Source organism: Luteibacter sp. HA06 (genome assembly GCF_054061215.1).
On sequence record NZ_JBSSDZ010000001.1, the window covers coordinates 1,876,033 to 1,898,617 of the forward strand.

Annotated in this window: 21 protein-coding genes; 13 read left to right on the plus strand and 8 right to left on the minus strand. The window is 63.8% G+C overall.

Annotation, left to right across the window (positions count from 1 at the left end):
* Nucleotides 1-4: 4 nt before the first annotated feature.
* The 3 genes from ACVWWJ_RS08620 to ACVWWJ_RS08630 all read right to left on the minus strand — a co-directional run bounded on the left by ACVWWJ_RS08620 (nt 5) and on the right by ACVWWJ_RS08630 (nt 3,129).
* Nucleotides 5-340: a hypothetical protein gene (locus tag ACVWWJ_RS08620; protein WP_159891175.1), complete on the minus strand. Its 336-nt coding sequence runs from the start codon at nt 338-340 to the stop codon at nt 5-7.
* Between the two features lie 40 nt (nt 341-380).
* Nucleotides 381-563 (minus strand): hypothetical protein, encoded by a 183-nt coding sequence (locus tag ACVWWJ_RS08625; protein ID WP_159891173.1) that lies wholly within the window; start codon nt 561-563, stop codon nt 381-383.
* 307 nt (nt 564-870) lie between these two features.
* Entirely contained in the window at nt 871-3,129 is a 2,259-nt protein-coding gene (locus ACVWWJ_RS08630; protein ID WP_159891171.1) for a TonB-dependent receptor domain-containing protein, read from the minus strand.
* Between the two features lie 305 nt (nt 3,130-3,434).
* On the opposite strand from ACVWWJ_RS08630, the gene ACVWWJ_RS08635 reads away from it, so the two are divergent.
* Nucleotides 3,435-4,811 (plus strand): porin, encoded by a 1,377-nt coding sequence (locus ACVWWJ_RS08635; RefSeq protein ID WP_456967414.1) that lies wholly within the window; start codon nt 3,435-3,437, stop codon nt 4,809-4,811.
* 180 nt (nt 4,812-4,991) lie between these two features.
* Here ACVWWJ_RS08635 and ACVWWJ_RS08640 read toward each other — a convergent pair whose 3' ends face one another.
* Complete coding sequence (locus tag ACVWWJ_RS08640; RefSeq protein WP_456967415.1) at nt 4,992-6,737, minus strand: M28 family metallopeptidase; 1,746 nt, start codon at nt 6,735-6,737, stop codon at nt 4,992-4,994.
* Nucleotides 6,738-6,858: 121 nt separating this feature from the next.
* Between ACVWWJ_RS08640 and ACVWWJ_RS08645 the strand changes: the two genes are divergently transcribed.
* From ACVWWJ_RS08645 to ACVWWJ_RS08655, 3 genes are all read left to right on the plus strand, one after another.
* The gene (locus tag ACVWWJ_RS08645) at nt 6,859-8,247 is read left to right on the plus strand and encodes an Hsp70 family protein (RefSeq protein WP_456967416.1); all 1,389 of its coding nucleotides are present in this window, start codon (nt 6,859-6,861) and stop codon (nt 8,245-8,247) included.
* Between the two features lie 193 nt (nt 8,248-8,440).
* Nucleotides 8,441-9,421, plus strand: a complete 981-nt coding sequence (locus tag ACVWWJ_RS08650) for a helix-turn-helix domain-containing protein (RefSeq protein WP_159891163.1) — start codon at nt 8,441-8,443, stop codon at nt 9,419-9,421.
* Between the two features lie 308 nt (nt 9,422-9,729).
* On the plus strand, nt 9,730-10,659 hold the full coding sequence (locus ACVWWJ_RS08655) for an LD-carboxypeptidase (RefSeq protein WP_456967417.1): 930 nt from the start codon (nt 9,730-9,732) through the stop codon (nt 10,657-10,659).
* A 41-nt stretch (nt 10,660-10,700) separates the two neighbouring features.
* Here ACVWWJ_RS08655 and ACVWWJ_RS08660 read toward each other — a convergent pair whose 3' ends face one another.
* Nucleotides 10,701-11,042, minus strand: coding sequence for a hypothetical protein (locus tag ACVWWJ_RS08660; RefSeq protein ID WP_159891159.1), 342 nt, complete (start codon nt 11,040-11,042; stop codon nt 10,701-10,703).
* 203 nt (nt 11,043-11,245) lie between these two features.
* Between ACVWWJ_RS08660 and ACVWWJ_RS08665 the strand changes: the two genes are divergently transcribed.
* From ACVWWJ_RS08665 to ACVWWJ_RS08675, 3 genes are read left to right on the plus strand one after another with little or no spacing between them, the layout of a single operon-like run.
* Complete coding sequence (locus ACVWWJ_RS08665; RefSeq protein WP_456967418.1) at nt 11,246-12,484, plus strand: sensor histidine kinase; 1,239 nt, start codon at nt 11,246-11,248, stop codon at nt 12,482-12,484.
* Nucleotides 12,477-13,244: a LytR/AlgR family response regulator transcription factor gene (locus ACVWWJ_RS08670; RefSeq protein ID WP_456967419.1), complete on the plus strand. Its 768-nt coding sequence runs from the start codon at nt 12,477-12,479 to the stop codon at nt 13,242-13,244. Before ACVWWJ_RS08665 ends, ACVWWJ_RS08670 begins: the two co-directional genes overlap by 8 nt.
* A gap of 14 nt (nt 13,245-13,258) precedes the next feature.
* Nucleotides 13,259-13,588, plus strand: a complete 330-nt coding sequence (locus tag ACVWWJ_RS08675) for a hypothetical protein (RefSeq protein WP_159891153.1) — start codon at nt 13,259-13,261, stop codon at nt 13,586-13,588.
* A gap of 100 nt (nt 13,589-13,688) precedes the next feature.
* Here the strand turns inward: ACVWWJ_RS08675 and ACVWWJ_RS08680 are convergent, their stop codons facing one another.
* Nucleotides 13,689-15,680 carry a CocE/NonD family hydrolase gene (locus ACVWWJ_RS08680; protein ID WP_456967421.1) on the minus strand — a complete coding sequence of 664 codons (1,992 nt, stop codon included), beginning with the start codon at nt 15,678-15,680 and terminating at the stop codon, nt 13,689-13,691.
* 124 nt (nt 15,681-15,804) lie between these two features.
* The gene (locus tag ACVWWJ_RS08685; protein ID WP_046969577.1) at nt 15,805-15,996 is read right to left on the minus strand and encodes a hypothetical protein; all 192 of its coding nucleotides are present in this window, start codon (nt 15,994-15,996) and stop codon (nt 15,805-15,807) included.
* Between the two features lie 134 nt (nt 15,997-16,130).
* Here ACVWWJ_RS08685 and ACVWWJ_RS08690 point away from each other — a divergent pair, with 134 nt between their 5' ends.
* The 5 genes from ACVWWJ_RS08690 (at nt 16,131) to ACVWWJ_RS08710 (ending at nt 21,044) form a co-directional block, all read left to right on the plus strand.
* Nucleotides 16,131-16,853: a VOC family protein gene (locus ACVWWJ_RS08690; protein ID WP_456967422.1), complete on the plus strand. Its 723-nt coding sequence runs from the start codon at nt 16,131-16,133 to the stop codon at nt 16,851-16,853.
* Between the two features lie 40 nt (nt 16,854-16,893).
* Nucleotides 16,894-17,682 (plus strand): helix-turn-helix domain-containing protein, encoded by a 789-nt coding sequence (locus ACVWWJ_RS08695; protein WP_456967423.1) that lies wholly within the window; start codon nt 16,894-16,896, stop codon nt 17,680-17,682.
* A 67-nt stretch (nt 17,683-17,749) separates the two neighbouring features.
* Nucleotides 17,750-18,139, plus strand: coding sequence for a VOC family protein (locus tag ACVWWJ_RS08700; RefSeq protein WP_456967424.1), 390 nt, complete (start codon nt 17,750-17,752; stop codon nt 18,137-18,139).
* Nucleotides 18,140-18,214: 75 nt separating this feature from the next.
* Nucleotides 18,215-19,456: a hypothetical protein gene (locus ACVWWJ_RS08705; protein ID WP_456967425.1), complete on the plus strand. Its 1,242-nt coding sequence runs from the start codon at nt 18,215-18,217 to the stop codon at nt 19,454-19,456.
* A complete protein-coding gene (locus ACVWWJ_RS08710) occupies nt 19,440-21,044 on the plus strand; it encodes a GMC oxidoreductase (protein WP_456967426.1) in 1,605 nt (534 codons plus the stop codon). Before ACVWWJ_RS08705 ends, ACVWWJ_RS08710 begins: the two co-directional genes overlap by 17 nt.
* On the opposite strand, the gene ACVWWJ_RS08715 is transcribed toward ACVWWJ_RS08710, so the two are convergent.
* Nucleotides 20,986-21,474: a heme-degrading domain-containing protein gene (locus tag ACVWWJ_RS08715; protein ID WP_456967427.1), complete on the minus strand. Its 489-nt coding sequence runs from the start codon at nt 21,472-21,474 to the stop codon at nt 20,986-20,988. The two genes, ACVWWJ_RS08710 and ACVWWJ_RS08715, sit on opposite strands and share 59 nt — an antisense overlap.
* Before the next feature lie 108 nt (nt 21,475-21,582).
* Between ACVWWJ_RS08715 and ACVWWJ_RS08720 the strand changes: the two genes are divergently transcribed.
* Nucleotides 21,583-22,521, plus strand: coding sequence for an enoyl-CoA hydratase/isomerase family protein (locus ACVWWJ_RS08720; protein WP_159891138.1), 939 nt, complete (start codon nt 21,583-21,585; stop codon nt 22,519-22,521).
* Nucleotides 22,522-22,585 lie beyond the last annotated feature (64 nt).

Here is a 22,585-nt window from a genome sequence, read left to right on the forward strand (position 1 = left end):
GTATTTAATCCTTGGCCGTGCGGCGCAGTGCATTACCAAACGAATAGTAGGGCATGGCCAGCTGCGCGCCGATCAGCGCAGCGGCGCGATCTTCCGCGCTGCGCTTGAGGGCGGCAGCCGCCGAATCCAGGGTGGCCTCGCTGGCCAGTACCGCCTCGCGCACATCGGCGTCGGTAGGCCGCACATGGATGGCCGGGAGGTCGACGACGCGGACGCCGTTGACGAAATGGGGTGCTGCGACCAGTGCAGCGGCGCGGTCATCGAAGGAGCGCAGGGCGAACACGCTGGTTCCGGCGATCAGTACAGAGGCGGTGAGTGCGATGAGGTTCGGCGCTTTCATGGTTCGACTCCGATGACTTTGCTGCAGGTTGGTCAGTGGGTTAGAGGGCGGCGACGCTGTCGGGCGTGTTGGCGTAGACGACGATCGGGGCCAGGTCGGTGACGTGCGTGCCGTTGATCTCGGAAAGCGGCGCGGCGGCGGTGGAGGTGCTGTGGAAGCCAGCCAGGGAGGCCGTGGCGATGGCGAAGGCGGCGGCGAGGGCGGCGAGGTTGAGGTTTTTCATTTCAGTACTCCAGTGGTGGTGTGGGTGACCGGTGTTGTAGTGAACTATAACACCAGATTTTTAGTCGTCAACCAGAATTTCGTGAAATTCCATATGACTTATGGCCTATGCCGTGCCGCGCTGTGCTGGTGGGGTGCGTCGGTGGCACCAGGTCTGATGCGGGTTCTGGGGAAAAGGTTTAGGCCTGCCTGGCCCGCTGCCGCGGGATCGCCGCTGAAGCGGCTCCCACAGGGTTCCGCCCGTCCCAAATGAAAACGGCCGACCCCCGAGGGGGCCGGCCGTTAGCCGATCGAGGTCGCTCGGGGCTTTACAGCTCCGCGCGGAACTCCACGCCGATGATGCGCGGATCGTTCACGAAGGCCGTGCGGTTGTTGAAGTCGATGCCGCCGGTGATCACCCGCTTGTTGGTGATGTTACGACCGTACAGGGCGATCTCGCGCTTGCCGAAGTCCCAGTTGTAACCGACGCGGACGCCGCCTTCGAGGAAGGGCTTGCTCTTGAACTCTTCGGAGTCATACAGGAAGAAGTTCACGTCGCTGCGGTAGTTCCAGTCGGTGTAGACGAAGAACTCGCCGCTCTCGCCATAGGGGATGCCGTAGCGGGCGGTCCAGGTGCCGATCCACTTCGGCGCGTTGGGCAGCGAGTTGCCATTGATCAGCGCGTTGCCTTCGGCGTTCAGCGGGTCGAGCACGGTGCAGCCGCCGCCGCATGGCGCGATGGCTAGGTTCTTGTCCTTCAGCTCCGTGTGGTTATAGCTGCCGCCGGCCGTCATGTAGAACTGCGGCGTCAGGTAGGCCTCGAGGTCGAACTCGGCGCCGTAGCCTTCGGTCTTCTTCGCGTTGATCAGCTCGGTGACGTTGCTCTCGCCGCCCACGGCCGTGAGCTGCTGGTTGTGCATGTTGTACTTGTAGACGTCGGCGTTGAAACGGACCTTGTTGTCTTCCGTCGTCGACTTGAAGCCCACTTCATACGAGGTGACCGTCTCCGGCCGCGCCGTGGAGATGCTGTTGGCGAAGGTAATGCGGCCCTGCACGCTGGGGGCGCGGAAGCCGTTGGCAACGCGCGCGTAGACGTTCGCGTTCTTCGACAACTGCCACGTACCGGTAAGGTCGCCGCTCCAGCGCGAATCGGTCGGCTTGGAGGTCAGCGGACCGATCGGGCCGGTGAAGCCGATGAAGCGTTCGGCGCTGAAGTCACGCTTGTCGTGCGACCAGCGGGCACCGGCGCGCAGGTCGAACACGTCGGTGAACTGGTAATCGGTGGAGCCGAACAGCGCCCACGCCTTCGTGTGCTGGCTCTGGTCGACCAGGCCATTGAGGGCGTGGTTGTTGAGCGTGTCGTACGAATAGTTGGTGATCGCAACGTCTTCGTCGAAGTAGTACGTGCCCACCTGCCACTTCAGGCGATCGGCGTTGTCGTTGGACAGGCGGAACTCCTGGCTGATCTGGCGATCCTTCGGCAGCGCGTCCGCGGTCTCGGAGTAGAAGGGCGTGGTGCGATCCGTGGCGCTCGGGCGTGCCGGCGTCTCGGAAGCGTCGTAGCCGCCGTCGACATCGCCGAGGCTGTAGGTCTGCGCGCGCTCGAGGCCGGTGATCGAGGTGAAGTTGAGATCGCCGAAGTGCCAGTTCAGGTGCAGGTTGCTGCCCCAGGTGAACAGGTGCTGCTTGTTGTTGCCGTCCTGCGAAACCGAGTCGCGGTCGAAACCCTGCACGAACTGGTCGCTGCCCAAGGTGATCGCATTGGCGCGGTTGACCATGGCGCTGCCGTCGAGAAGGCGGCCGTGCACGTTGATCAGCGCATCGAAGTCGTCGGATGCCTTGTACAACGCCTGCAGGCGAACGGCGCGGTCGTTGTAGCCGCCGAGATCGTTCTTCTCACCCTTGTAGTCGTTGTCGATCCAGCCATCGCGATGCTGGGCGATGGCGGACACGCGCCCGGACCAGTCGGAGCTGATGGCGCCGCCAAGGGCGGCTTCGGCATTGGCGGTGCCGTACGAGCCGTAGGACACCCGGGCATAGCCCTCGGTTTCCTGGGTCGGCTTGCGCGACTCGAACTTGATCACGCCGGCGGGCGAGTTACGGCCGAACAGGGTGCCCTGCGGGCCGCGCAGCACTTCCACCTGCTCCAGATCGAACAGTGGGAAGCCCTTGAGGATCGGGTTTTCCTGGACGATGTCGTCGTAAACCATGGACACCGGCTGCGACGCATTGAGGTCGAAGTCGCTGTTGCCGAGGCCGCGGATGTAGAAGCGCGGGAACTCGCGGCCGTAAGACGTCTCGGCGTACACGCTGGGCGCGCGGGCGGCGAGCTGGAGCACACCGTCGCCGGCCTGGCCGAATGCCTCGAGCTTCTCGGCCGTGATCACGGTCATCGAGATGGGCACCTTCTGCAGGTCTTCCGTGCGCTTTTCAGCCGTGACGGTGACGGTCTCCAGTGTGGCCGTCTTGGCCTTCGGAGCGTTGGTCGTGGCGTCCTGAGCGAAGGCCGGGCCAGCGGTGAGTGCCGTGGCGATGGACAGGGCAATGACGAGACGTCGCGGCATACGGCGCGAGCTTACGAGAGACATGGTGTGTTCCGCCTGGGGTGGTCCTGGGGGTGAGAGTGCCTCGCCAACTGCGGTCGAGCCGGTCCCCTGGCGAGGGCGCGTCTTTGCGAATTATCCCTTGTTACGCGGGCATGACGAAAGTGTTGCAGCGCAGAAACCTGCGTGGATTGGCGTCGCTTGCCACTGTCACGGAAGTGCAACCGGAGGCCGATAACGTGCCCGCCCATCGAGCGACTTATCGATGTTTGGCGCACGTAGTCACCACTATCGCTGACGTTTGAGGATTTTCTCAGACGTTTAGATGAGAATTTTCGGAGCAAGTCGGCATGAAACGATTCCCCCTAGCCGCCGCCTTCTGGACGATGTGCGGCACCGCGGCCGCCGAGGGCGCGCCCCAGGAAGCGATCGAGCTCTACGTTGATACGAATACCCGGCAGCTATTTGCGGAGCCGGGCCCTGGTCGTCAGCGCCTGGGCAAGTTCGCGCAGGTATCGGATACGCCGGCCGCGGTCGCGGTCGCTGCGCCCACCGTTACCACCGCAGCCGCAGCCGCAGCCGCCCCGGCGACCAAGGCCTGGTACGAAAAGATAGGCATCCGTGGCTACGTGCAGTTGCGCTACAACCAGGAAGCCGGCGGCGACGCGAAGGACCTGAAGTCGCCGGGCGATCGCTATATCGGTCGTGAGCAGGGCTTCGGCATCCGCCGCGCACGGGTGGTCATCAGCGGCGACGTGACCGACAGGATGTCGATCTACATACAGCCGGATTTTGCCAGCACGCCCACGGGTTCGAGCACGGGCAATTTCGCCCAGCTGCGCGACGCGTACGCGGACTTGTGGCTGGACAAGGACAAGACGTTTCGCATCCGCGCGGGTCAGTCGAAAATTCCTTACGGTTGGGAAGACCTGCAGTCGAGTCAGAACCGCCTCGCCTTCGACCGCGCCGACGCGCTCAACTCAGCCGTGCGCGATGAACGCGATCTCGGTGTGTTCTTTTACTGGACGCCGAAGGAGATCAAAGAGCGCTACGCCTATCTGGTCAAGTCGGGGCTGAAAGGCTCCGGCGACTACGGTGTCTTCGGTGTCGGCGTGTACAACGGACAGGGCGCGAACCGACCGGATCGCAACGACCAGCTGCACTCGGTGATTCACTTCTCGTATCCGTTCAAGTTCGCCAATGGGCAATACCTGGAAGTCGGCGCCGACGCTTACTCGGGTCGCTACAAGGTGAGCACCGGTTCGGCGACCATCGGCGGCGCCACGTTCACGCCCGTGGTCGATGCGCCTGTGGCAGGCTCCATGGATCGTCGTGTTGCGGCGCACGTGGTGTATTACCCACAGCCGTTCGGTTTCCAGGCGGAGTGGACCGTGGGGCAGGGGCCGGAACTCGATGTCGCACGGCGGGTCATCCGCACGCAGTCGTTGCGTGGTGGCTACGCGCAGGTGATGTACAAGTTCGACGGCGACTACGGTTCGCTGATGCCGTATGCGAAGTGGCAGACCTACCGGGGGGCGGCGAAGTTCGATACGAACGCGCCGAAGATGCAGGTGGACGAGTTGGAGGCCGGTGTGGAATGGCAGCCGTCCAGCGCGGTCGAACTGGCGGTCGCCTGGGCGAACATGCGCCGCACGGATGTGAGCGCGGCGCCGTATCGTCGGATCGATGGGCAACTGGTTCGCGTGCAGTTGCAGGTTAATTACTGAGCTTTTTGTGGGAGCCGCGCTTTATGTGGGAGCCGCGCTTTATGTGGGAGCCGGCTATGCCGGCGATGGGGTTGAGGAAACCTTGGTATCGCCGCTGAAGCGGCTCCCACAGTAAAGCGGCTCCCACAATGAAGCTGCTCCCACAGTAAAGCGGCTTCCACGGTAAAAGCGGCGATGGGGTTACTTTTTCTTTTTGGCCGGGGTGGCTAAGGACTTTTCGCGGATGGCCTTGAACTCGCTGCCGTCTTTCCACACGGGCCAGGTGTCGCTGTCGGCGAGTTTTTCGCCGAGGGCATAGAAGGCCTTGACGTTCTGCGTGACGCCGTCGAAGTTCCAGCGCATGTCGTAGACGTCGGTGGGTTGGTGATAGCGGTTTTTCACATAGTCTTCGGAGGCTGCTTCGCCCGCGGCCTTGCCACCGACGACCATGTCGATCCCACCGTTTGCAGCGAGTGCGGGCACGCCGGCCTTGGCGAAGTTGAAGTGATCCGACCGGAAATAATGACCCTTCCCGGGTGAGGCGTCGCCGCTGACGACGCGTCCATCTGCCTTCAATACATCGGCGAAGATGTCTTCGAGGTCGCCCTGGCCGAGACCGACCACCTCCATGTCCTTCGTGGCGCCGGTGATCGGTAATGCATCCATGTTGATGTCGGCGACGGTCTTGTTGAGCGGGAAGGGTGGATGGGCGACGTAGTACGCGGAGCCCAGCAGGCCGGATTCCTCCATCGTCACGGCGGCGAAGATCACCGTGCGTTTCGGTTTGTCCTGGGCGAACTTGCCGGCAATCTCCAGCAGGGCGGCGATACCGGTGCCGTTGTCGACCGCGCCGTTGTAGATCGCGTGGCCCTTCAATGACGGGTCGTGCCCAAGATGATCCCAGTGAGCGGTGTACACGATCGCTTCGTCGGGCTTGTCGCTTCCCTTCACCATGCCGATGACGTTATTGCTGAGCGAGTGGCTGATCGTGCTCTGCAGGTGGATGGAAGCTTTCGCCTCGAGCGGCACGGCCTTGAAGCCACGCACGTCGGCCTGCTTCGCCAGGTCGTCGAAGTTCTTGCCCGCCTTGGCGAACAGGCGCTGCGCCGCTTCGTGCGTGAGCCAGCCGGCGACAGGAAGCCGCGGTGAGGGATCCTCACTCTGGGGCAGATCCAGCCGCGGCGTGGACCAGCCGCTCTGCACGACGTTCCAGCCATAGGCGGCCGGCTCGGTCTGGTGAACGATGAAGGCGGCCGCGGCACCCTGACGAGCGGCTTCCTCGAACTTGTACGTCCAGCGGCCGTAGTAAGTCATCTCTCGACCCTTGAAGAGCTTGGGGTCGTTCGCGTTCCAGCCCGGGTCGTTGACCAGCACGATGACGGTCTTGCCCTTCACGTCCACGCCGTCGAAGTCGTTCCACTGGGCCTCGGGGGCGTTCACGCCATAGCCCACGAAGACCACGTCGGAGTCCTTCAGATCCACGTCGGACTTCGCCTGGAGGGTGCCCGCGACCATGTCGCTGCCGAAGGCGAAGGCTTCCTGCCCGCCTCCTTCGGCCACATCGAGCTTGAGATTGGTCTGGTCGCTGAGGGCGGTCGAGACGGCGGGCACGGTCTGCACCCACTCGCCTTTGTTGCCGGGCTCCAGCCCCATCCGCTTGAACTGCTCGATGATGTAGTTGGTCGTCAGGCGCTCGCCCAGGGTGCCGGGCCTGCGGCCATCGTATTCGTCCGACGAGATGACCCGCAGGTGCGCGGCGAAGTCGTCCGGCGTGATCTCGGGGCTGAACGTGTGCTGCTCGTTGGCCACGGCCGGGAGTGGGGGAGGCGGCGAGGTGGCGGCCTTTGCCGGCGCAGGCGGTGGCGTGGCCGCCGTCTTGTCTTCGTCGTGGGAATGGCAGGCGGCGAGGGTCAGGGCGGTCAGGCAGGCGAGAGCGAGGCGACGCATCGGCGGGGAGTCCCCTTGGCATATAAGGTCAGCCCCGAGTGTAACGGCAAGGATGGCCCTGTCGCCGGGCAGGTCCCGGCCCCATAATGGTGGGTTATCCCGTCCCCGGAAGACCCTCCCCATGCGTATCGGCATCGATTTCGGAACCAGCTACTCGGCCGCTGCCGCCATCGTGGACGGCCAGCTCGAGCTGGTCCGTTTTGGCGACGCCAGCCAGTTCCGCACGGCGGTGTTCTTTCCCGAAGTCGTGCCCAACGTGGATGACTTCGTGCTCACCCCGGTGCTGGAGGCCCAGGTCGACGCCTTCGTGCGCGCTTCGCGGTTGGACGAACGCCAGGCGGGCAGGACACCGCGTAGTGACATGGATCTGCGCCGTGACGCCATCCGCGTGGTCCGCCGGCAGTGGATGGAAGAGCGCACGCGCGAAGCCTCGGCCTCCGTAGCCAGCTTCCAGGACGCCTTGTTCGGGGAGGAAGCCGTGGATGCCTACCTGGAGGAGGGCACCGGAAACCTGATCGAATCGCCCAAGTCCATGTTCGGCTACAAGCTCGATCCGCGCGTCCGCAAGACCATCGTGAGCATCGCGGCACACATCCTCGAGCATGTCCGGCTGGTGGCGACACGTCAGTTCGGCACGCCGGTGCGCGAGGCGGTGATCGGACGCCCGGTCGAGTTCCGCAGCTCGATGGGCCCCGCCGGCGGCGAACAGGCCCTGTCGATCCTGCGCGAAGCCGCTCGCATCGCGGGCTTCGACGAGGTCTCATTCCTGGAAGAACCCGCCGCCGCAGCCATGCACTACCACCAGTCCCTCGCTGAGCGGCAGCGCGCGATCATCGTGGACATCGGCGGCGGTACCACCGACGTCGCCTACGCCGAGCTGGGCGCCGGCGAGGTGCCGGTTATGCATCGGAGCTGGGGCTTGCCACGCGGCGGTACGGATCTGGATGTCGGCGTGAGCCTGCACAGCTTCATGCCCCGGTTCGGCAAGGACCTCAGCGGCGTTCCCGTGCACCATTTCGTCGAGGCCGCCAGCGTTCACAACCTGCCCAAGCAGCGTGAGTTCCGCAAACAGGACTATCGCCAGGTCGACGAGCCCTTCGGCTCGCGTCTCCGCGCCCTGCAGGGTAGCGGCGCGACGACCCGCCTGAATCAGTCGGCCGAGCGCATGAAAATCGATCTCTCGTCCAGCGAGGCGGCGACCGCTTCGCTCGATTTTATCGAGGCAGGTCTGAAGATCGACGCTGTTGGCGGGGACTTCCGTGCCGCCTCAGAGGACTTTCTCGACCGTATGGGCCGCCTTCTCGATCAGGCGCGTACGGACATCGGCGAGGCCCCGGCAAGTGTCTTCCTGACCGGGGGCACCTCCCGCTCCCCGCAGGTTCGTGAGCGGGTTGGCGCAAGTTTTCCCGGGATTCGCGTTGTACACGGCGACCCCTCGCTGGGTGTAGTCTCTGGGCTCGCACAAGCGGCACTTTTGTCAAATTCATCAATCGCTTCCGACAGTCGATAAGCGAATTCGGCATATTCACAAAGTGCTGGCCTTTGCTGCATTACATGGGTACTTATGGCGAAGGATTTGTCGCGTGCAGGGTTAGCCTGCGAGTGGATGCAGCGGGGGTGGATATGGGCAGGGTTAGCGTTCGGATCAGGATGGGCAACGAGTGGGGAGTTGCCGGGACAACCAACCGCAAGGAGGTAGGCGCATGACTCGCCCTTCCAATATGCAGGACCTGGAAGATTACGATCTGGTCACACTGGGTACGGCGCTAGGCATGTGCGAGGTCGATCTGCTGACCCTCAGCCCGGCCCGGCCGCGTGCATCGATCGCGTCGAAGACGCACGACGCCGTGACCTATCTCACCGGACACATTGATTTCGACGTACGCGGCTCGCTGACGGTGCCGGACGATGCATGCATGCTCGTCTACCTGCATGAGACCGGCGAGCGCAGCTGGTGCCAGGGCGTCGGCGTCGAGTCGGAAATGGGCGTGACGCTTTTGCGCGGCACGCCCACCGACTTCATGTTCGAGCGCGGCACGCGCTTCACCCTCGTGGTGGCGCCTTACGCACGTTTCCGCTCGCGATTCATGGCCTCCGATCACGCCGACGTGGACATGGCCGCACAGCGGCTGCGCCTGTTTTCGGTGACGTCGGAACACCTCAAGCGTGCCTACCGGCAGATACGCGAGCGCGTGCACGACACCGAGGACATGGCTTTTGGTCCGGTCGAGGACCTGCTGGACGAGCACATTCGTGTCGCCCTGGGATCATCGTCCGAAGAGCGCCCGGTCGCGTCGCGCGGAAGGCGTGCGCACTACCAGGTGATGCGTCGGGCCGAGCGCTTCATGCGGGCCAACCTCCGTCGCGATATCTACTCGCAGGAGCTCTGCCAGGCAGCTGGCGCGAGCGAGCGTGGCCTTCGGTACGCCTTCGACGACCTGCTAGGCATTCCACCGAACCGGTACCTGGCCATGCTTCGCCTGTGTACGGCACACCGCAGCCTCGTCACGGCGGAAGCCGGGCGGCGTTCGGTCAAGTCCGTCGCGCTCAGCTGCGGCATGTGGGACCTCTCGCGCTTTGCCGAGAAGTACCGCAGCGTTTTCGGCGAGCAGCCGCGCGAGACCCTTATCCGCAGTGCGCCTGCGGAGGATCTCGCCGCCGCCGAGGAGTTCGAAGGCTGGTAAGCGCAGCGGCACGCGGATCGTGCCGTTTGCGATTACGTTCGTGCCGCAATTGATCAGTGCGAAGGACACGGTCGTCCTCTAATCGATGCCACCACGCCATCGCGGCGTGGCAGTTGGATCGAGGGAGATAGCCTGATGCGTCGCACGCTGTTCCACCCGGCCGCCCAGGCCGCCGGGACCCGGGTCTTCGCCGGAGGGCCAGACCGTTGAACACCTGTATGGCCCCCTGTGAAGGCGGTCCGCACAACTTCGGGTTGCCTTTGCGCGGTCGTAGAGGTATTGGTAGTGCAAGTCACGCACTGCCAGTCATGCCAAAACGATTCGAGATTCGTCTTATTGCTCCCTCCGGTTACGCAGAAGACCGCGCCGCCTGCCAGCGAGGTATAGAGCGCCTGCAGGCCGCGGGCCACACCGTTCTCGGCACTCATGTCGTGGATCGCGTGGCCCTGCGCTTTGCCGGCAGCGATGCCGAACGCGCGGCGGACATCAACCAGCTTGCCAATCCTGATCTGCCCTTGCCGGACGTAGTCATGGCGATCCATGGGGGCTATGGCGCCATCGCGCTGCTGGAACACCTCGATTACGCCGGGCTGGCGGCGCGTTTCTCCGAAAATTCGTGCGTGTTGGTCGGCCACGGCGACTTCACGGTGATTCAGTGCGCGCTTTACGCGCGCAGCGGCATCGGGTCCCTGTTCGGCCCCATGCTTGTCCAGGACTTCGGTGCCGGCTACCTGCGTGAAAATACGTGGCGGCACTTCTGGCAGACCCTGCAGTCTCCGCGTACGGACATCACCTGGGCCTGCCCGGAAGGGCAGGACGACCTCCGTGTCGAAGGCACCCTTTGGGGCGGCAACCTGTCCGCGTTATGCAGCCTGATCGGTACGCCGTACCTGCCGGTGTTCGACGACGGCATCCTCTACCTGGAAGAAACCGGTGAGCAGGCCTATCGCATCGAACGGATGCTTTACGAGCTGCACCTGAGCGGCGTGCTGGCAGGGCAGCGGGCCATCATCCTGGGCGGTCTGGGCGGACAGCGGGTCAGCGAGTACGACAACGGCTACGACATCGAGCACGCGCTCGAGCGTTTTGCCGCCGTCTGCGGCGTGCCTTTCGTGCGCGGACTGGCATTCGGACACGGGCAGGACAAGTGGACGCTTCCGTTCGGTGCGCGCGCGGTCCTTGAAGTCTCGGACGGCACGGCAGAGGTACTCGCCACGGGCTATCCCTACAAGGCCTGATACGGCGGACGGAGCCGGCAGTGATGCTGGCTCCGTCGGTTTCAGCCGAGTGCGGTGACCTGCGTGGCGCCGATCACGCCGATGAAGACGATCGAAAGCATCCAGAAGCGTGCCGGGTCGCGCCACACGCACACGCCAAGGCAGACGATGCCGAGCACGCAGGAGACGATGCCGGCAGCCTGCAGGCCGAGCGCGATGAGCGACGGGTCGGAACCACCCGTGGCGATCAACATCGGTCTGAAAATCGCGTACCACGCGAGAACAAGGCAGGCGCCCCCGACGATGCCGAGCAGCCAGTTGGCGGGATGATGCTTCGGCAGCATATTGATGCCGAGATAGATCGCGAGAACAACGACAGCGAAAACGACGAGCAACAAGGCCATGCGTTAACCCCTTTGTCTTTGATGTGGCTCGCGGTCCCCACCGCTGGAGCCAACCTCCCGAGCATGGCCCATCGGGGCGCTGGGGTCATGCTGCGCCGCAGAAGGCTGTTTCGTCGGCGAATACCGCGTTTCGTCGGAAACGCATCGAGGAGGGAGTGCGGGCCATCGTATGCTCCCCGGCAATCCAGCATCGGAGCCACGCGATGGCCAGCCTCAAATTCCTCGGTCGTATCGTTGTCGCCTGGTTCGCCGCCTGGTGCATGCTGCTCGTGCTGTTCGGCATGTTCGACTGGCACCACGGCGATCTTCCATGGTTCGTCACGCTGGCCTGGTTCATCGGCCTGTTGATCGCGCTGGGGCGCGGCGTGACTCACCTGTACCGCGTGCGCACCATCGCTGGGCGTATCGACGCGGAGACGTTGTCGAACCGGCAGCGTCGCCGTGTCGAAGTGCCCTACAGCGCGGATGAGGCCTTCGGCATCGTCGATGCCGTGATCCGCGAACTACCGAATGTGCAGGACATCAACGGCTCGCGCGGCGGCCTGCAGATACGTGCGGTGGTCCGCCTGCTGCCGGGCGACACGCCGCGACGCCGCGGCGTGCCCCAGCAGGGCCTCGACCGCAACACCCGGGTGATCGCCACCATCACGCCCTCGGACGGCTCCAGCAGCGTGATGTTCGTCTGTGAGCCGGACAGCAGCGCCTGGATGGACTGGTTCAATCCGGATGGTGGTGCGTCGCTGGAGCATGTCGAGACCCTGGTTCGCGCGATGACTCAGCGCCTTGCCGAGCGGCGTAACCGTGAGCGTGCCGACGTACGGCAGACCACGATGGAGAAGGAGCTCACGGCGGCACAGCTCGGCCTCCTGCAGGCCCAGGTGGAACCGCACTTTCTCTACAACACGCTGGCCAGCGCGCAGGAACTGGTACGCACCGATCCCGTACGCGCCGACCGCATGCTGGGGCATCTGATCGATTACCTGCGCCGGTCGCTGCCGCGCACGGACGGATCCCTGTCCACGCTCGGTCAGGAGCTTGAACGCTCCACCGCCTGGCTCGAGATCATGAAGTTGCGCATGGGCGAGCGCCTGACCGTGCACACCGAGGTGGCCGATGCCATTGCCACGTTGCCGATACCCTCGATGATGCTGCAGACGCTGGTCGAGAACGCCATCAAGCACGGTCTCGAGCCGAAGCCGGGCGGTGGCGGCATATGGATTCGCGGTCGCGTCGAAGATGGCGTGCTTTCGATCACCGTCGCCGATGATGGCATGGGCTTTCGCAGTGAAGGTTCGGGCACGGGCATCGGCCTGAAGAACCTGCGCGAGCGACTTCGCCTGACTTACGGTGCGCTGGCGAGCTTCGTCATCGGTAACAACTTCCCGGCAGGTGTCGCTGCGACGATAACGCTGCCTGCTACCGGAGCCGGCGATCATGCCTAAGTGCATCGTGGCCGAGGATGAGAAGCTGCTCTCCGCAGCCCTCCAGCGCGAACTGGCGAAGGCGTGGCCGGACCTTGAAATTGTCGCGGTCTGCGAGGACGGTGGAGAGGCGCTCGACGCCATCGCGAACCATCAGCCGGACATCGCCTTTCTCGACATTCGCATGCCTGGCCTCACGGGCATGGAGGTCGCCGCGGCGGCGGCGGACGCCAGCCCGCACACCTTGGTGGTCTTCGTGACGGCCTACGACCAATACGCAGTCGATGCCTTCGAGCGGGGTGCCATCGACTACCTGCTCAAACCGGTCGTCGCGGAGCGTCTGGCGCAGACCGTCACGCGGCTGCGCAGCCGGCTCGCCGATGCCGCACGCCACGCACGCCGCACCGGCGATCTTGCGAAAGACATGATCGAGCGCTTCGACGAAGTACCGGATGAGCCCCTGACGTGGATCACCGCCGGTGCCGGCAAGGCGACACGTCTGATCCTTGTCGACGATGTCATCTACTTTCGCGCCGACAACAAGTACACGGTAGTCGCCACCGCCGAAGGCGATGCGCTGTTGAGCCGCCCGATCCGCGAGCTGCTGCGTCAGCTCGATCCTAAGACGTTCCGCCAGATTCATCGTTCCACCATCGTCAACCTGCGCCAGGTCGCCTCGGTCGAGCGCGACGACACCGGCAAAGGCTGCCTGCGCCTGCGAGGGCGCCCCGAAACCCTGAATGTGAGTCAGCCGTTCATGGCCATTTTCCGCGCCATGTGACGAAGGAGACTTCCATGCGCACTTTGCTAGCCATCATCTACTGCATCCTCAATGTTGCCGGCTGCACCGACGCCCAGAACCGCAGCATCGTGGCGACGGCGCAAGACAACGGGAAGGTGACCCTGGACAGCGTGACCGACGTGCGCATGGGGCGCGCGTGGTTCGAATGTAAGGCCAGCCAGAGCGGGCGGTGCTACTACACCGTCTTCGATGGCCGTGCTGAGGTTCGCTCGTTTTCCTTGCCGGTGGCCGAGGCGTTGCGCCTTGACAACCTGCCTGCCGGCTTCAATCAGTGTGTCGCGGTATCGGCGGGGAAGGTGTCTGCGGATTGCCGGGCTGGGTGAAGAGCATCGCCGCTGAAGCGGCTCCCACAGGAGCCAGGCCGGCCTGCAGGAGCCAGGCAGGTCTGTGGGAGCCGCTTCAGCGGCGATGCTTTTGCACCAATCAGGGCGTAGTACGCGGCACGATGGTGTACGTGATCTTCGACGGATGCGCCGCATCGTGGTGCACCGCGTTATGTGCGATCACGCCCTTGGCTTCGTCGTAGTTGTTCCCACCGGTATTCAGGTTGCGATCGAAGCGTGGGAAGTTGCTGCTGGAGATCGCCACGCGCAACTTGTGCCCCGGGTAGAAGAACATGCTGGTGTCGATCGGCTGGAAGGTGACCTTGTATACCTCGCCGTCCTTCATCCACACCGGCGGCTTGTCGTATCCCTCGCGGTAGCGCATGCGCTGGATATTCTCGGTGATGTTGAACGCCTTCCCGTCCGGGCGCACATCCATCACCTTGAAGGTGAAGTCGGTGTCCTTCGCATCGGACGAAACATAGAGCGTCACCGTGATCGGCCCGCTGACCTCGGTGCCTTCCTTGAAGGGCTCGGAGTCGTAAACCAAAATGTCGTTACGCGCTAGCTGCGGGTTCTGGTCGAACGAGCCGAACTTCACCGCGTTGCCCTGGCAGCAACCGCCGCCACCAAGCGTCGTGACCGGGTTGGCAGGATCGTAAACGAACGAGTCCGGCTGATCCGTGCCGCCTGCGGCATCGACGAGCTTGCCGTCGCCGTACAGCGTGTTGGCCTTGCCACCGCTGGTGAAGAAGAGGTCGCGCGTGACCGCGCCGGCCGGCGGCCAGGTGGGTGAGTTGCGCCACTTGTTCTCGCCCATCACGTAGTACATGACCTTGGGCTGCTTATCGACCACGGGGCTGTCCACGCCCTTGAGGAACTTGTCGAACCAGCCGAATACCAGGCTTTCGTAATCGAAACGGGCATCGCCCACATCGAGGTCGCCGATCATGGTGTGCTCGGTCGCACGCGTGTAAGCGCAATGCAGTGCCGGCGCGATGATCGCGTACTGCTCGTCGGCGACGTTCTTCGGCGCCGTGGCGCGTACCTGGTTGAAGGCGGCGAGGTTCGGCGAAACGGACACGTCGAACCAGCTCATGAACCACAGGCCTGGCTTGTTGATCTTCATGTCGTCGTGCCACAGGCCGCCCTTGCGCCAGGCGGGGCTGTTCGGCGTGCGCGCGATCATGTTGCCGCCCGTAGGGACATCCATGGCATCGGCAAAAATACCCTTGGGACCGTCGACGGCCTTGAGGATCTCGTTTTCGGGCAGGTGCCAGAAGGCCTGGTCCCAGTCGACCGGCGGCATCTGCGGGTCGAGATCGAAGGCCTTCGATACGCGGATCAGGTCGGCTTGCGAGGTGTTGGCGGGGAACATGGGGCGAACCTGGTTCTGCTCGCCGTAGATCCAAGCCTGGAACAGCATCTGCACGGCGCCGCCACGATACCAGTTGCCCTGCTCGTAATAGGGGCCGACCTTGCCGACACCGGCGCCGAAGCCCTGCACGTTGAACGTGGCAAGGGCCGGTTCGTTCTGCGCGACGACCGCCATCTGCCATTCGGCCGTGGACGAACAACCGGTCGTGCCGACCTTACCGTTGGACCAGGGCTGCGTGGACATCCAGCGCACGGCATCCACGCCATCACTTAGCGGCGCGCCGAGGATGTCGTAGTTGCCTTCGGAGAAATAGTGGCCACGCTCGTTCATTTCGACGAGCGCGTAGCCGTGTTTCACGGCCTCGAGCTCGTGCGTCATGTCGCGCGGTGCGCCGATTTTGACGTCCCAGAAATTGAAGTTGTACGGCGTGCGCGAGAAGATGGTCGGCACCTTGCCGGTGGCATTCTTCGGCCGGTACACATCAGCAGCCATGCGTTTGCCGTCGCGCATCTTCACCATGACCTTGCGATCGATGATGGCGACATCCTCGAGCTGTTTCTCGAGATCGATGCGTTTGGCGATAAGTGCTTTCTGTTCGGGCGTCTGGACGGCCTGGGCCGCGACGGGCTCCGCAAGCATGGCCAGGCAGAAGGAGGCGACGCCGACCGACAACGCGGTCCTGACGTGAGAGATGGCAGGGCGCGACGGTCGCATGCTGAAGCCTTATTGTCGGGACGATCGCCCGAGTCTGGCAAATTGTCCTAAACAGGTAAATCCATGACTTCTGGCAGGGCTGTACCGTGTGGGAGCCGCTTTATCGGCGATGGGTGCTTGCGGCTTATGCCTCCGGCACCGAAATCCCATGCTTCATCAGGATCGCCGACACCTCCGAACTCACCCAGTCGAAATGTTCTGGCCCCGCCGCCTCCAGGACCAGGTTCGACTGGGTCGCGAAAGTCGGCCAGAACGCGTCGGGGTCGGGATTTTCGTGCAGGCCAGCCTGAACCTCGGTGGCGAGGCGGTCGAGCATATTTTGCAGATCGTCACGATGTGTCATGGCCCAAGGCTACGCCCCGCATGTGTACGCAAGTCGTGTACGTCCGTGCTTGACCTGAACTTTGGTTGAGGTTGTTCAATGGCGATTCCCGAAAGGAGTCTGCCCCCATGCGTATTACCCGACTCACCCTGCCGTCCCCCGACATGGAGGCGTGCCTGGCGTTCTACCGCGATGTCCTCCAACTGCCGACCCGCGGCATGAGCGTCCATGTCGGCTGGACGCAGGTCGACATCGTGCCCGCGGCCGCGGACACCGGATGCGTGCACCTGGCCTTCAATATCCCGTGCCAGCGGTTCGACGCTGCGTGCACCTGGCTTCGCGAGCGGGCGTTGCTGTTGCGCGATCCGCTTGGCGAGGATCGATTCCATATCGGTGGCGCGTGGGACGCTCAGTCGGTGTATTTCGCCGGACCGCATGAGTCCGTCCTCGAACTGATCGCCCGCCGACCCATCGATACTGGCCTCGCGGCGACAGGCAGCTTTCGAAGCAGCGAGATAGCTTGCGTCAGCGAAGTCGGATTACCGACGGACGACGTGCCCGGGTTGGTTCGGGACATTGTCGTATCGACGGGCCTCACGCCGTTCGGCAGCCTTTCCGATGAATTCGCCCCGATCGGCGGACACGAAGGTCTGCTGATCGTCGTCGACCGCCGCCGGCCATGGGTTCCGGAACTGCGCCAGCTTCCTGGTGCGCGAGGCATCCGCGTGACCATGGAGGGTGTCCTGCCGGGTGCCTCCCTGTCTGACGAGGAAGGGTGGGACGTCGTTTCGGCGGGCACAGCGTCGGGAGCCCCTCGAAAGACAGGGCATGTATCGATACCTGTCTGGTAAGGCTGTCGTCCGGCCTCGGGATGGTTGAGAATCGCACCCCATGCCATGGCCCTCCGACTATCACGAGCACCCTGAGGCGGCGGCGCAACCAGCCGCCATCGAGGCGGAGTGGACCTTCATGGCGTCCTCGGATGGGGTACACGTGGTTCTGCCTGATGGCCGCATGGACCTGATCGTCGCCTTTCGCGGAAGTGACGATTCCCGGGTCGAGAACCTGAAACTCATGATCGTCGGTCCGGCACAACGTTGGACCGAGGTTCCGGTTACCCGTGGCGACCGCTTTTTCGGTATTCGCTTCCGGCCCGGCCACGGAGGTGTATGCCTGGGAGTCGAGGCCTCGACGATTCGTGATGGCGGCATGTTCGACGTCGAGGTCGACAGGATGCTCGGCAGTCACGCTGAGGCGCTGCGCGCCGCAACGACCCCGCGCGCACTCGCGGCCGCCATTCGGGACGTCGCACGGCAGCGCGCTGCGGCGGCGAACGCCGTGCCATCAGCGGTGAAGCGGGCAATTGAACTCATCCACGTCGGCGGCGGGCGGCTGAGTCTGGACGACGTCGCTGTCGCCGTGGATATGCCGGTGCGTACCCTGCGGCGTCACCTGTCACGTGCACTTGGCCTGTCGTTCAAGGCGTATTCGTCCGTACTGCGTTTCCAGCGGACGATGCGCCTGTTGACGCGAGAAGAGCGGCCGCTGAGCCTCGCTGATGCGGCGCTGGAAGGGGGATACAGTGACCAGGCACACATGACGCGCGACTTCCGGAGGCACGGCGGCTTTACGCCAGGAGCGCGGCCACCGCTCGTCCTGATAGGCATGGCATTCGACTGACTGGCCGATTTGTTCAAGGCGCTGTGTGTCACCGGGGTTAGCCTGCTTCCACCACATGGAGAACCTCATGCGCCTTGGTTACACGATCATCTACGTCGCCGACGTTGCCGCCACGATAGCCTTCTATGAAGAGGCATTCGGCTTGAAACGCCGCTTTATCCACGAGAGCGGCCTTTACGCCGAAATGGACACCGGCGAGACGACACTCAGTTTCGCCGGCGAGGCGATGGCCGAGATGAATGGACTGGCTATTCGTCCGAACAGCGCTCGTGATCTTCCTGCGGGCATTGAGATCTGCCTGGTCACGGAGTCACCGGAGGCAGCGTATGAACATGCGGTGGCCGCCGGTGCATTCGCCGCGAAGGCCGTCGAGGAGAAACCCTGGGGGCAGCGTGTGGGTTATGTCCGTGACCTCAACGGTTGCCTCGTTGAGATCTGCTCACCGGTTACTCCCTGACACCAGGTTGTCGTAATAGACTTCGCTCCATAAACAGGGAGGAGCGTCATGGGGCTTCGGCGTCGGTGTGTCGTCATGTTCGCTGCGGTGGGTGCTACGCTTTGCAGCATTGTTTCCGCAGCTGTGCCGGATGCGACTGTGGTTGCGAAACCGGCGGCAGCCCGGCCACATCTCCTGGAAACGCCCGAGCAGAAGGAACTCCTTCGGCAGATGGCAAAGGCGGATCTCGAGCCTGATCGCCTGAAGCGGTGTTTAGACTATCCAGATCCGCCAGGCGTTCGCTGGAAGCGAGCAACGGTCATTGGCATGTGCCACTTGCAGTTCGACCCACGCATGACCCTTCGGGACATAAGCGATGAGCTCGGCAGGCATGGTGCGAAGGAGTTGGACAAGCGTTTCGCGAAGCTGGCCCGGGAGCAAAAACGCGATGTCACGTCCACGGGCCTTGATGACGCCTTGAATGACGCGTTTTCGTGCGCGTGCAAGGAAGCCCGCGATGCAGCGAACGCTTGGCTCCTGCAGTCACCCCGGAGCCCGTGGGCGAGGTCGGCCAGCGGGATACAGTATGCGGCGGCCGCTTACGCCGCACGCGGGACCGAGTTCATCGACAAGACGCCTCCGGAAAGAATCGCCCGTATGCAAGCGCTTCATGACAAGGCTGTCGCCGATCTTGATCTCGCGCTGACACTGGATCCCGACCTTACCGCCGCGTCTACCCGCCGCGTCGCTATCGACAGAATCGAAGGAAGGACAGACGAAGCTCACAACCGAATGATCGAGGCACTTCGACGTTCGCCTTACAGCTATGGGCTGCATATGGGCGCTGTCGTCCTCGCCGAGCCAAAGTGGGGCGGAACGCCGGGCGAACTCCAGGCAGCACGACGGCGGACGTTGGAAGCGAGCGCAGGAAACCCGATGTTGCTGCAGGTCCTGACCTATCTCGACTGGCAATCGCAGGAATGCACCGACTGCCATTGGGACATGCACAACTACGATCCGATGATGGAGATCGCCCCGTCCCTCGCGGTATTACGCGCAGCGGGCATCTACGAGGTCGATCACAACGAGTTCGCGCTGGGGGCCATCTATCTTTCGCAAACACTTCGCTTCTCGCCTACTAACGAAGTACTTGCCCGAACCAAGCGCGGCATGGCGCGCGCCTATCTGGGTGACCTAGATGCCGCCCGGAACGACGCGGAAGCAGCCTTGGCGGTGAAGGCCGACTTCCAGCCGGCGATGCACCTGCTGAGCGTCGTTAGTGCCATGCGCGAAAGGGCGGCGGTAGCCGGCCATCAGGCCGATGCACAGCATCGCTGACCCCGACTACGACTACATCGTCATAGGCTCCGGCTTCGGCGGGAGCGTCGGCGCCTTACGCCTGGCCGAGAAAGGCTACCGCGTGGCGGTGATCGAGCAGGGCAGGCGCTGGACGCCCTCGACTCTGCCAAGGACAAACTGGAACCTGTCGCGCTGGTTGTGGGCGCCGTCCCTCGGCCTGCGCGGCTTTTTCGGCATGCGCTTCTTCCGCCACGTGGTTGTCCTGCACGGAAATGCCGTGGGCGGTGGGTCCATCACCTATGCGCAGACCCTGCTTGAGCCGCCGTCGAGTGTCTGGCACGAGGGCAACTGGGCGGGTCTGGAAGAGTGGGAGCGGATCATGCCCGCGCACTACGCAACCGCGCGACGCATGCTCGGTGTCACGACCAACAAGCGCCTTGCGGCAGCCGACTTGCGCTTACGCGATATGGCGCGTGTCACGGGCGTCGGACATACGTTCTACCCCACCGAGGTGGGTGTCTTCTTCGGCGAGGATGGCGACGCACCCGGCAAGGCCTATGCCGATCCATACTTCGGCGGCGAAGGTCCCGAGCGCCACACGTGCATTGGCTGCGGTGGCTGCATGGTCGGCTGCCGGCACGGCGCCAAGAACACGTTGGATCTCAATTACCTTTACCTGGCCGAGAAGCGCGGCGCGACGGTCGTCGAGCAGACGCGCGTCGTTGACGTCCGCCCACTCGGCGGAACGCTGGACGGTTCGGACGGCTACATCGTCACCACGCGAAGCGGTAACCGATCACTTAAGCTGCGCTGCAAGGGCGTCGTGGTGGCGGCATCATCACTCGGCACGCAGGATCTTCTGTTCCGCCTGCGCGAGAGCGGTGCGTTGCCCGCGATATCTTCGACGCTGGGACAGGGTGTTCGGACCAACGCCGAATCACTCATCGGCATACGCTTTCCGGGTTCAACGGAGGATCTTTCCCAAGGTGTCGCCATCGGGTCGGGCATCTACATCGACGCGCACACGCATATCGAGGCGACTCGCTACCCGGCAGGCTCGGACGTCATGGGGCTGCTCACCACCGTGATGGCGAAGGGCCGGCACAGGAGAACGAGCTGGCTGATCGCCGTTCTGGCGATGGTGCTGAGCAGACCGCGCGCTTTGTTCGGTCTGGTACGCACGAGGCACTGGGCACGCGAGTCGATGATCCTGCTGTGCATGCAGACGCTCGATGGCCAGCTCACCATGCGGCTAGGGCGCCGCTGGTTCTGGCCGTTCAAACGTCGCCTCGTCACCGAAGGGTCGAAGATTCCCACCTTCATACCCGCCGCGAATGCCTTTGCCATGAAGGCAGCGGAAGCGACGGGCGGTGTACCGATGACCTCGCTTTCCGAGATCTTTCTCGACATCCCGATGACGGCCCACTGCCTGGGCGGCGCCATCATGGGGCGTGACGCAACCGAAGGCGTGTGTGACAGCCGGGGGCGCGTGCATGGCTACCGCAATCTTTACGTATGCGATGGGTCCATGGTCTCGGCCAATCTTGGCGTCAATCCCAGCCTCACCATTACGGCGCTGGCCGAGCACGTGATGAGTCACGTAGGAACGAACGAAGCACGTCCGTGACCAGCTGGTGATCCGCAAGCGAAGGCATGCCAGAAACGGTGATCGCCCCGATCACCCCCAACGAGCGCAGGCGCAGCGGAAACCCGCCGCCATCCGAGGCGTGTTCGGCAGGTGCCAGTCCGTAGCGCTCTTCCAGCGTCTGGCCGGCCTTCGCGAGCTTCATGCCGACCACGAGGGTGCTCGTGCCCAGCGCGAGCACCGTATTGCGCTTGCGGCGTATCCAGTTGCCGTTGGAGGTGTCGGCGCCCGGGGTCGTGGTGTAGAACAACGGGCGGTCACGCAGGGCGATCTCGATGGCCACCGCGCCCGAGCGTGCCAGTGCGCCCTCGCGCAAGGCATTACCCACGGCCCAGGCGTCATCGAGGGTAAAACGGTCGAACTGCAGGGCGGCTTCTTCGCTGGCGAGTTCGTCGAGGGTCGGGTCGGTCATGCGCGTGGTGTCTCCAGCGGGAAGGTCTTCATTCTAGGGCACGGCAAATCGCGACAATCATGTTCGCTCTTCTGCAAGCATGATCTGCGTGTAGACCGAGGTGATCCCATGACTATCCGTCTCATCGTCGGCGTGCTGCTGCTTGCAGCCGCCACCGGCCCCGCTTTGATTGTCGACGCCTCCGCTGCCGATCGCAGTGCCGCGCCGGTCAGGCAGGAAATCAAGGTCAGGCAGGTCTCGCCTGCGTACTGGCGCGTGACCCTGCACAATCCGCCCTTCAACATCTTCGGGCCGGAAACGATCCCGCAGTTGAACGAAGTGATCACCGCGATCGAAACCGATCCGCAGCTTCGCGTCGTGGTGTTCGACAGCGACGTGCCGGGCTTCTTCCTGACCCACTACGATTTCGTGCCTGCGCTGGAAAAGACCACCAGCCTTCCGCCGGGACCCACCGGACTTCCACAGCTGCCCGACATGCTCGTCCGCCTGAGCAAGGCACCTGTCGTGTCGATCGTCGCGATTCGCGGACGGGCGACGGGGGTGGGTAGCGAGTTGTCGCTGGCGAGCGACATGCGCTTTGCCAGCCGCGAGAAAGCCATCCTTTCCCAGTGGGAAGTCGGCGCCGCCCTGGTTCCCGGTGGTGGTCCGATGGCGCGCTTGCCTCGGTTGATGGGGCGCGGGCGTGCCCTGGAAATCCTGCTCACCGGTGACGACATCAACGGCGATATCGCCGAGCGCTACGGCTATGTGAATCGCTCGCTGCCGGATGCCGAGCTGGACGGTTTCGTGGATGCCCTTGCGCGCCGCATCGCAAAATTCGACAAGCAGGCGATTGCCGATATCAAGCAGCTGGTCAATGGTCCCTCGCTGCCGCCGAACGATGAGATCGGCGCGGGATGGGCGGCTTTCATCACCTCCGTGCAGCGCCCCCAGGCGCAGGCGAAGGTCGGGCAGCTGATGAAAGAGGGACTGCAGAAGAACCCTGACGTCGAGACCCGGCTGGCGCACTACACCGGCGAGCTCGAGGCCATTGAGCCCGGAAAGTAAGGCCGCCGGCATTATTGCGTTTCGCGGCACGGTCACTGCCTCGGGCCGGCTATTCAGCATTCGG

Coding starts and splice junctions, on each gene's coding strand:
- ACVWWJ_RS08670 (WP_456967419.1), top strand. CDS start 12,477: ATGCCTAAGTGCATCGTGGCCGAGGATGAGAAGCTGCTCTCCGCAGCC.
- ACVWWJ_RS08660 (WP_159891159.1), bottom strand. CDS start 11,042: ATGGCCTTGTTGCTCGTCGTTTTCGCTGTCGTTGTTCTCGCGATCTAT.
- ACVWWJ_RS08705 (WP_456967425.1), top strand. CDS start 18,215: ATGTTCGCTGCGGTGGGTGCTACGCTTTGCAGCATTGTTTCCGCAGCT.
- ACVWWJ_RS08685 (WP_046969577.1), bottom strand. CDS start 15,996: ATGCTCGACCGCCTCGCCACCGAGGTTCAGGCTGGCCTGCACGAAAAT.
- ACVWWJ_RS08630 (WP_159891171.1), bottom strand. CDS start 3,129: ATGTCTCTCGTAAGCTCGCGCCGTATGCCGCGACGTCTCGTCATTGCC.
- ACVWWJ_RS08675 (WP_159891153.1), top strand. CDS start 13,259: ATGCGCACTTTGCTAGCCATCATCTACTGCATCCTCAATGTTGCCGGC.
- ACVWWJ_RS08635 (WP_456967414.1), top strand. CDS start 3,435: ATGAAACGATTCCCCCTAGCCGCCGCCTTCTGGACGATGTGCGGCACC.
- ACVWWJ_RS08665 (WP_456967418.1), top strand. CDS start 11,246: ATGGCCAGCCTCAAATTCCTCGGTCGTATCGTTGTCGCCTGGTTCGCC.
- ACVWWJ_RS08695 (WP_456967423.1), top strand. CDS start 16,894: ATGCCATGGCCCTCCGACTATCACGAGCACCCTGAGGCGGCGGCGCAA.
- ACVWWJ_RS08680 (WP_456967421.1), bottom strand. CDS start 15,680: ATGCGACCGTCGCGCCCTGCCATCTCTCACGTCAGGACCGCGTTGTCG.
- ACVWWJ_RS08620 (WP_159891175.1), bottom strand. CDS start 340: ATGAAAGCGCCGAACCTCATCGCACTCACCGCCTCTGTACTGATCGCC.
- ACVWWJ_RS08715 (WP_456967427.1), bottom strand. CDS start 21,474: ATGACCGACCCGACCCTCGACGAACTCGCCAGCGAAGAAGCCGCCCTG.
- ACVWWJ_RS08700 (WP_456967424.1), top strand. CDS start 17,750: ATGCGCCTTGGTTACACGATCATCTACGTCGCCGACGTTGCCGCCACG.
- ACVWWJ_RS08650 (WP_159891163.1), top strand. CDS start 8,441: ATGACTCGCCCTTCCAATATGCAGGACCTGGAAGATTACGATCTGGTC.
- ACVWWJ_RS08690 (WP_456967422.1), top strand. CDS start 16,131: ATGCGTATTACCCGACTCACCCTGCCGTCCCCCGACATGGAGGCGTGC.
- ACVWWJ_RS08625 (WP_159891173.1), bottom strand. CDS start 563: ATGAAAAACCTCAACCTCGCCGCCCTCGCCGCCGCCTTCGCCATCGCC.
- ACVWWJ_RS08720 (WP_159891138.1), top strand. CDS start 21,583: ATGACTATCCGTCTCATCGTCGGCGTGCTGCTGCTTGCAGCCGCCACC.
- ACVWWJ_RS08645 (WP_456967416.1), top strand. CDS start 6,859: ATGCGTATCGGCATCGATTTCGGAACCAGCTACTCGGCCGCTGCCGCC.
- ACVWWJ_RS08655 (WP_456967417.1), top strand. CDS start 9,730: ATGCCAAAACGATTCGAGATTCGTCTTATTGCTCCCTCCGGTTACGCA.
- ACVWWJ_RS08640 (WP_456967415.1), bottom strand. CDS start 6,737: ATGCGTCGCCTCGCTCTCGCCTGCCTGACCGCCCTGACCCTCGCCGCC.
- ACVWWJ_RS08710 (WP_456967426.1), top strand. CDS start 19,440: ATGCACAGCATCGCTGACCCCGACTACGACTACATCGTCATAGGCTCC.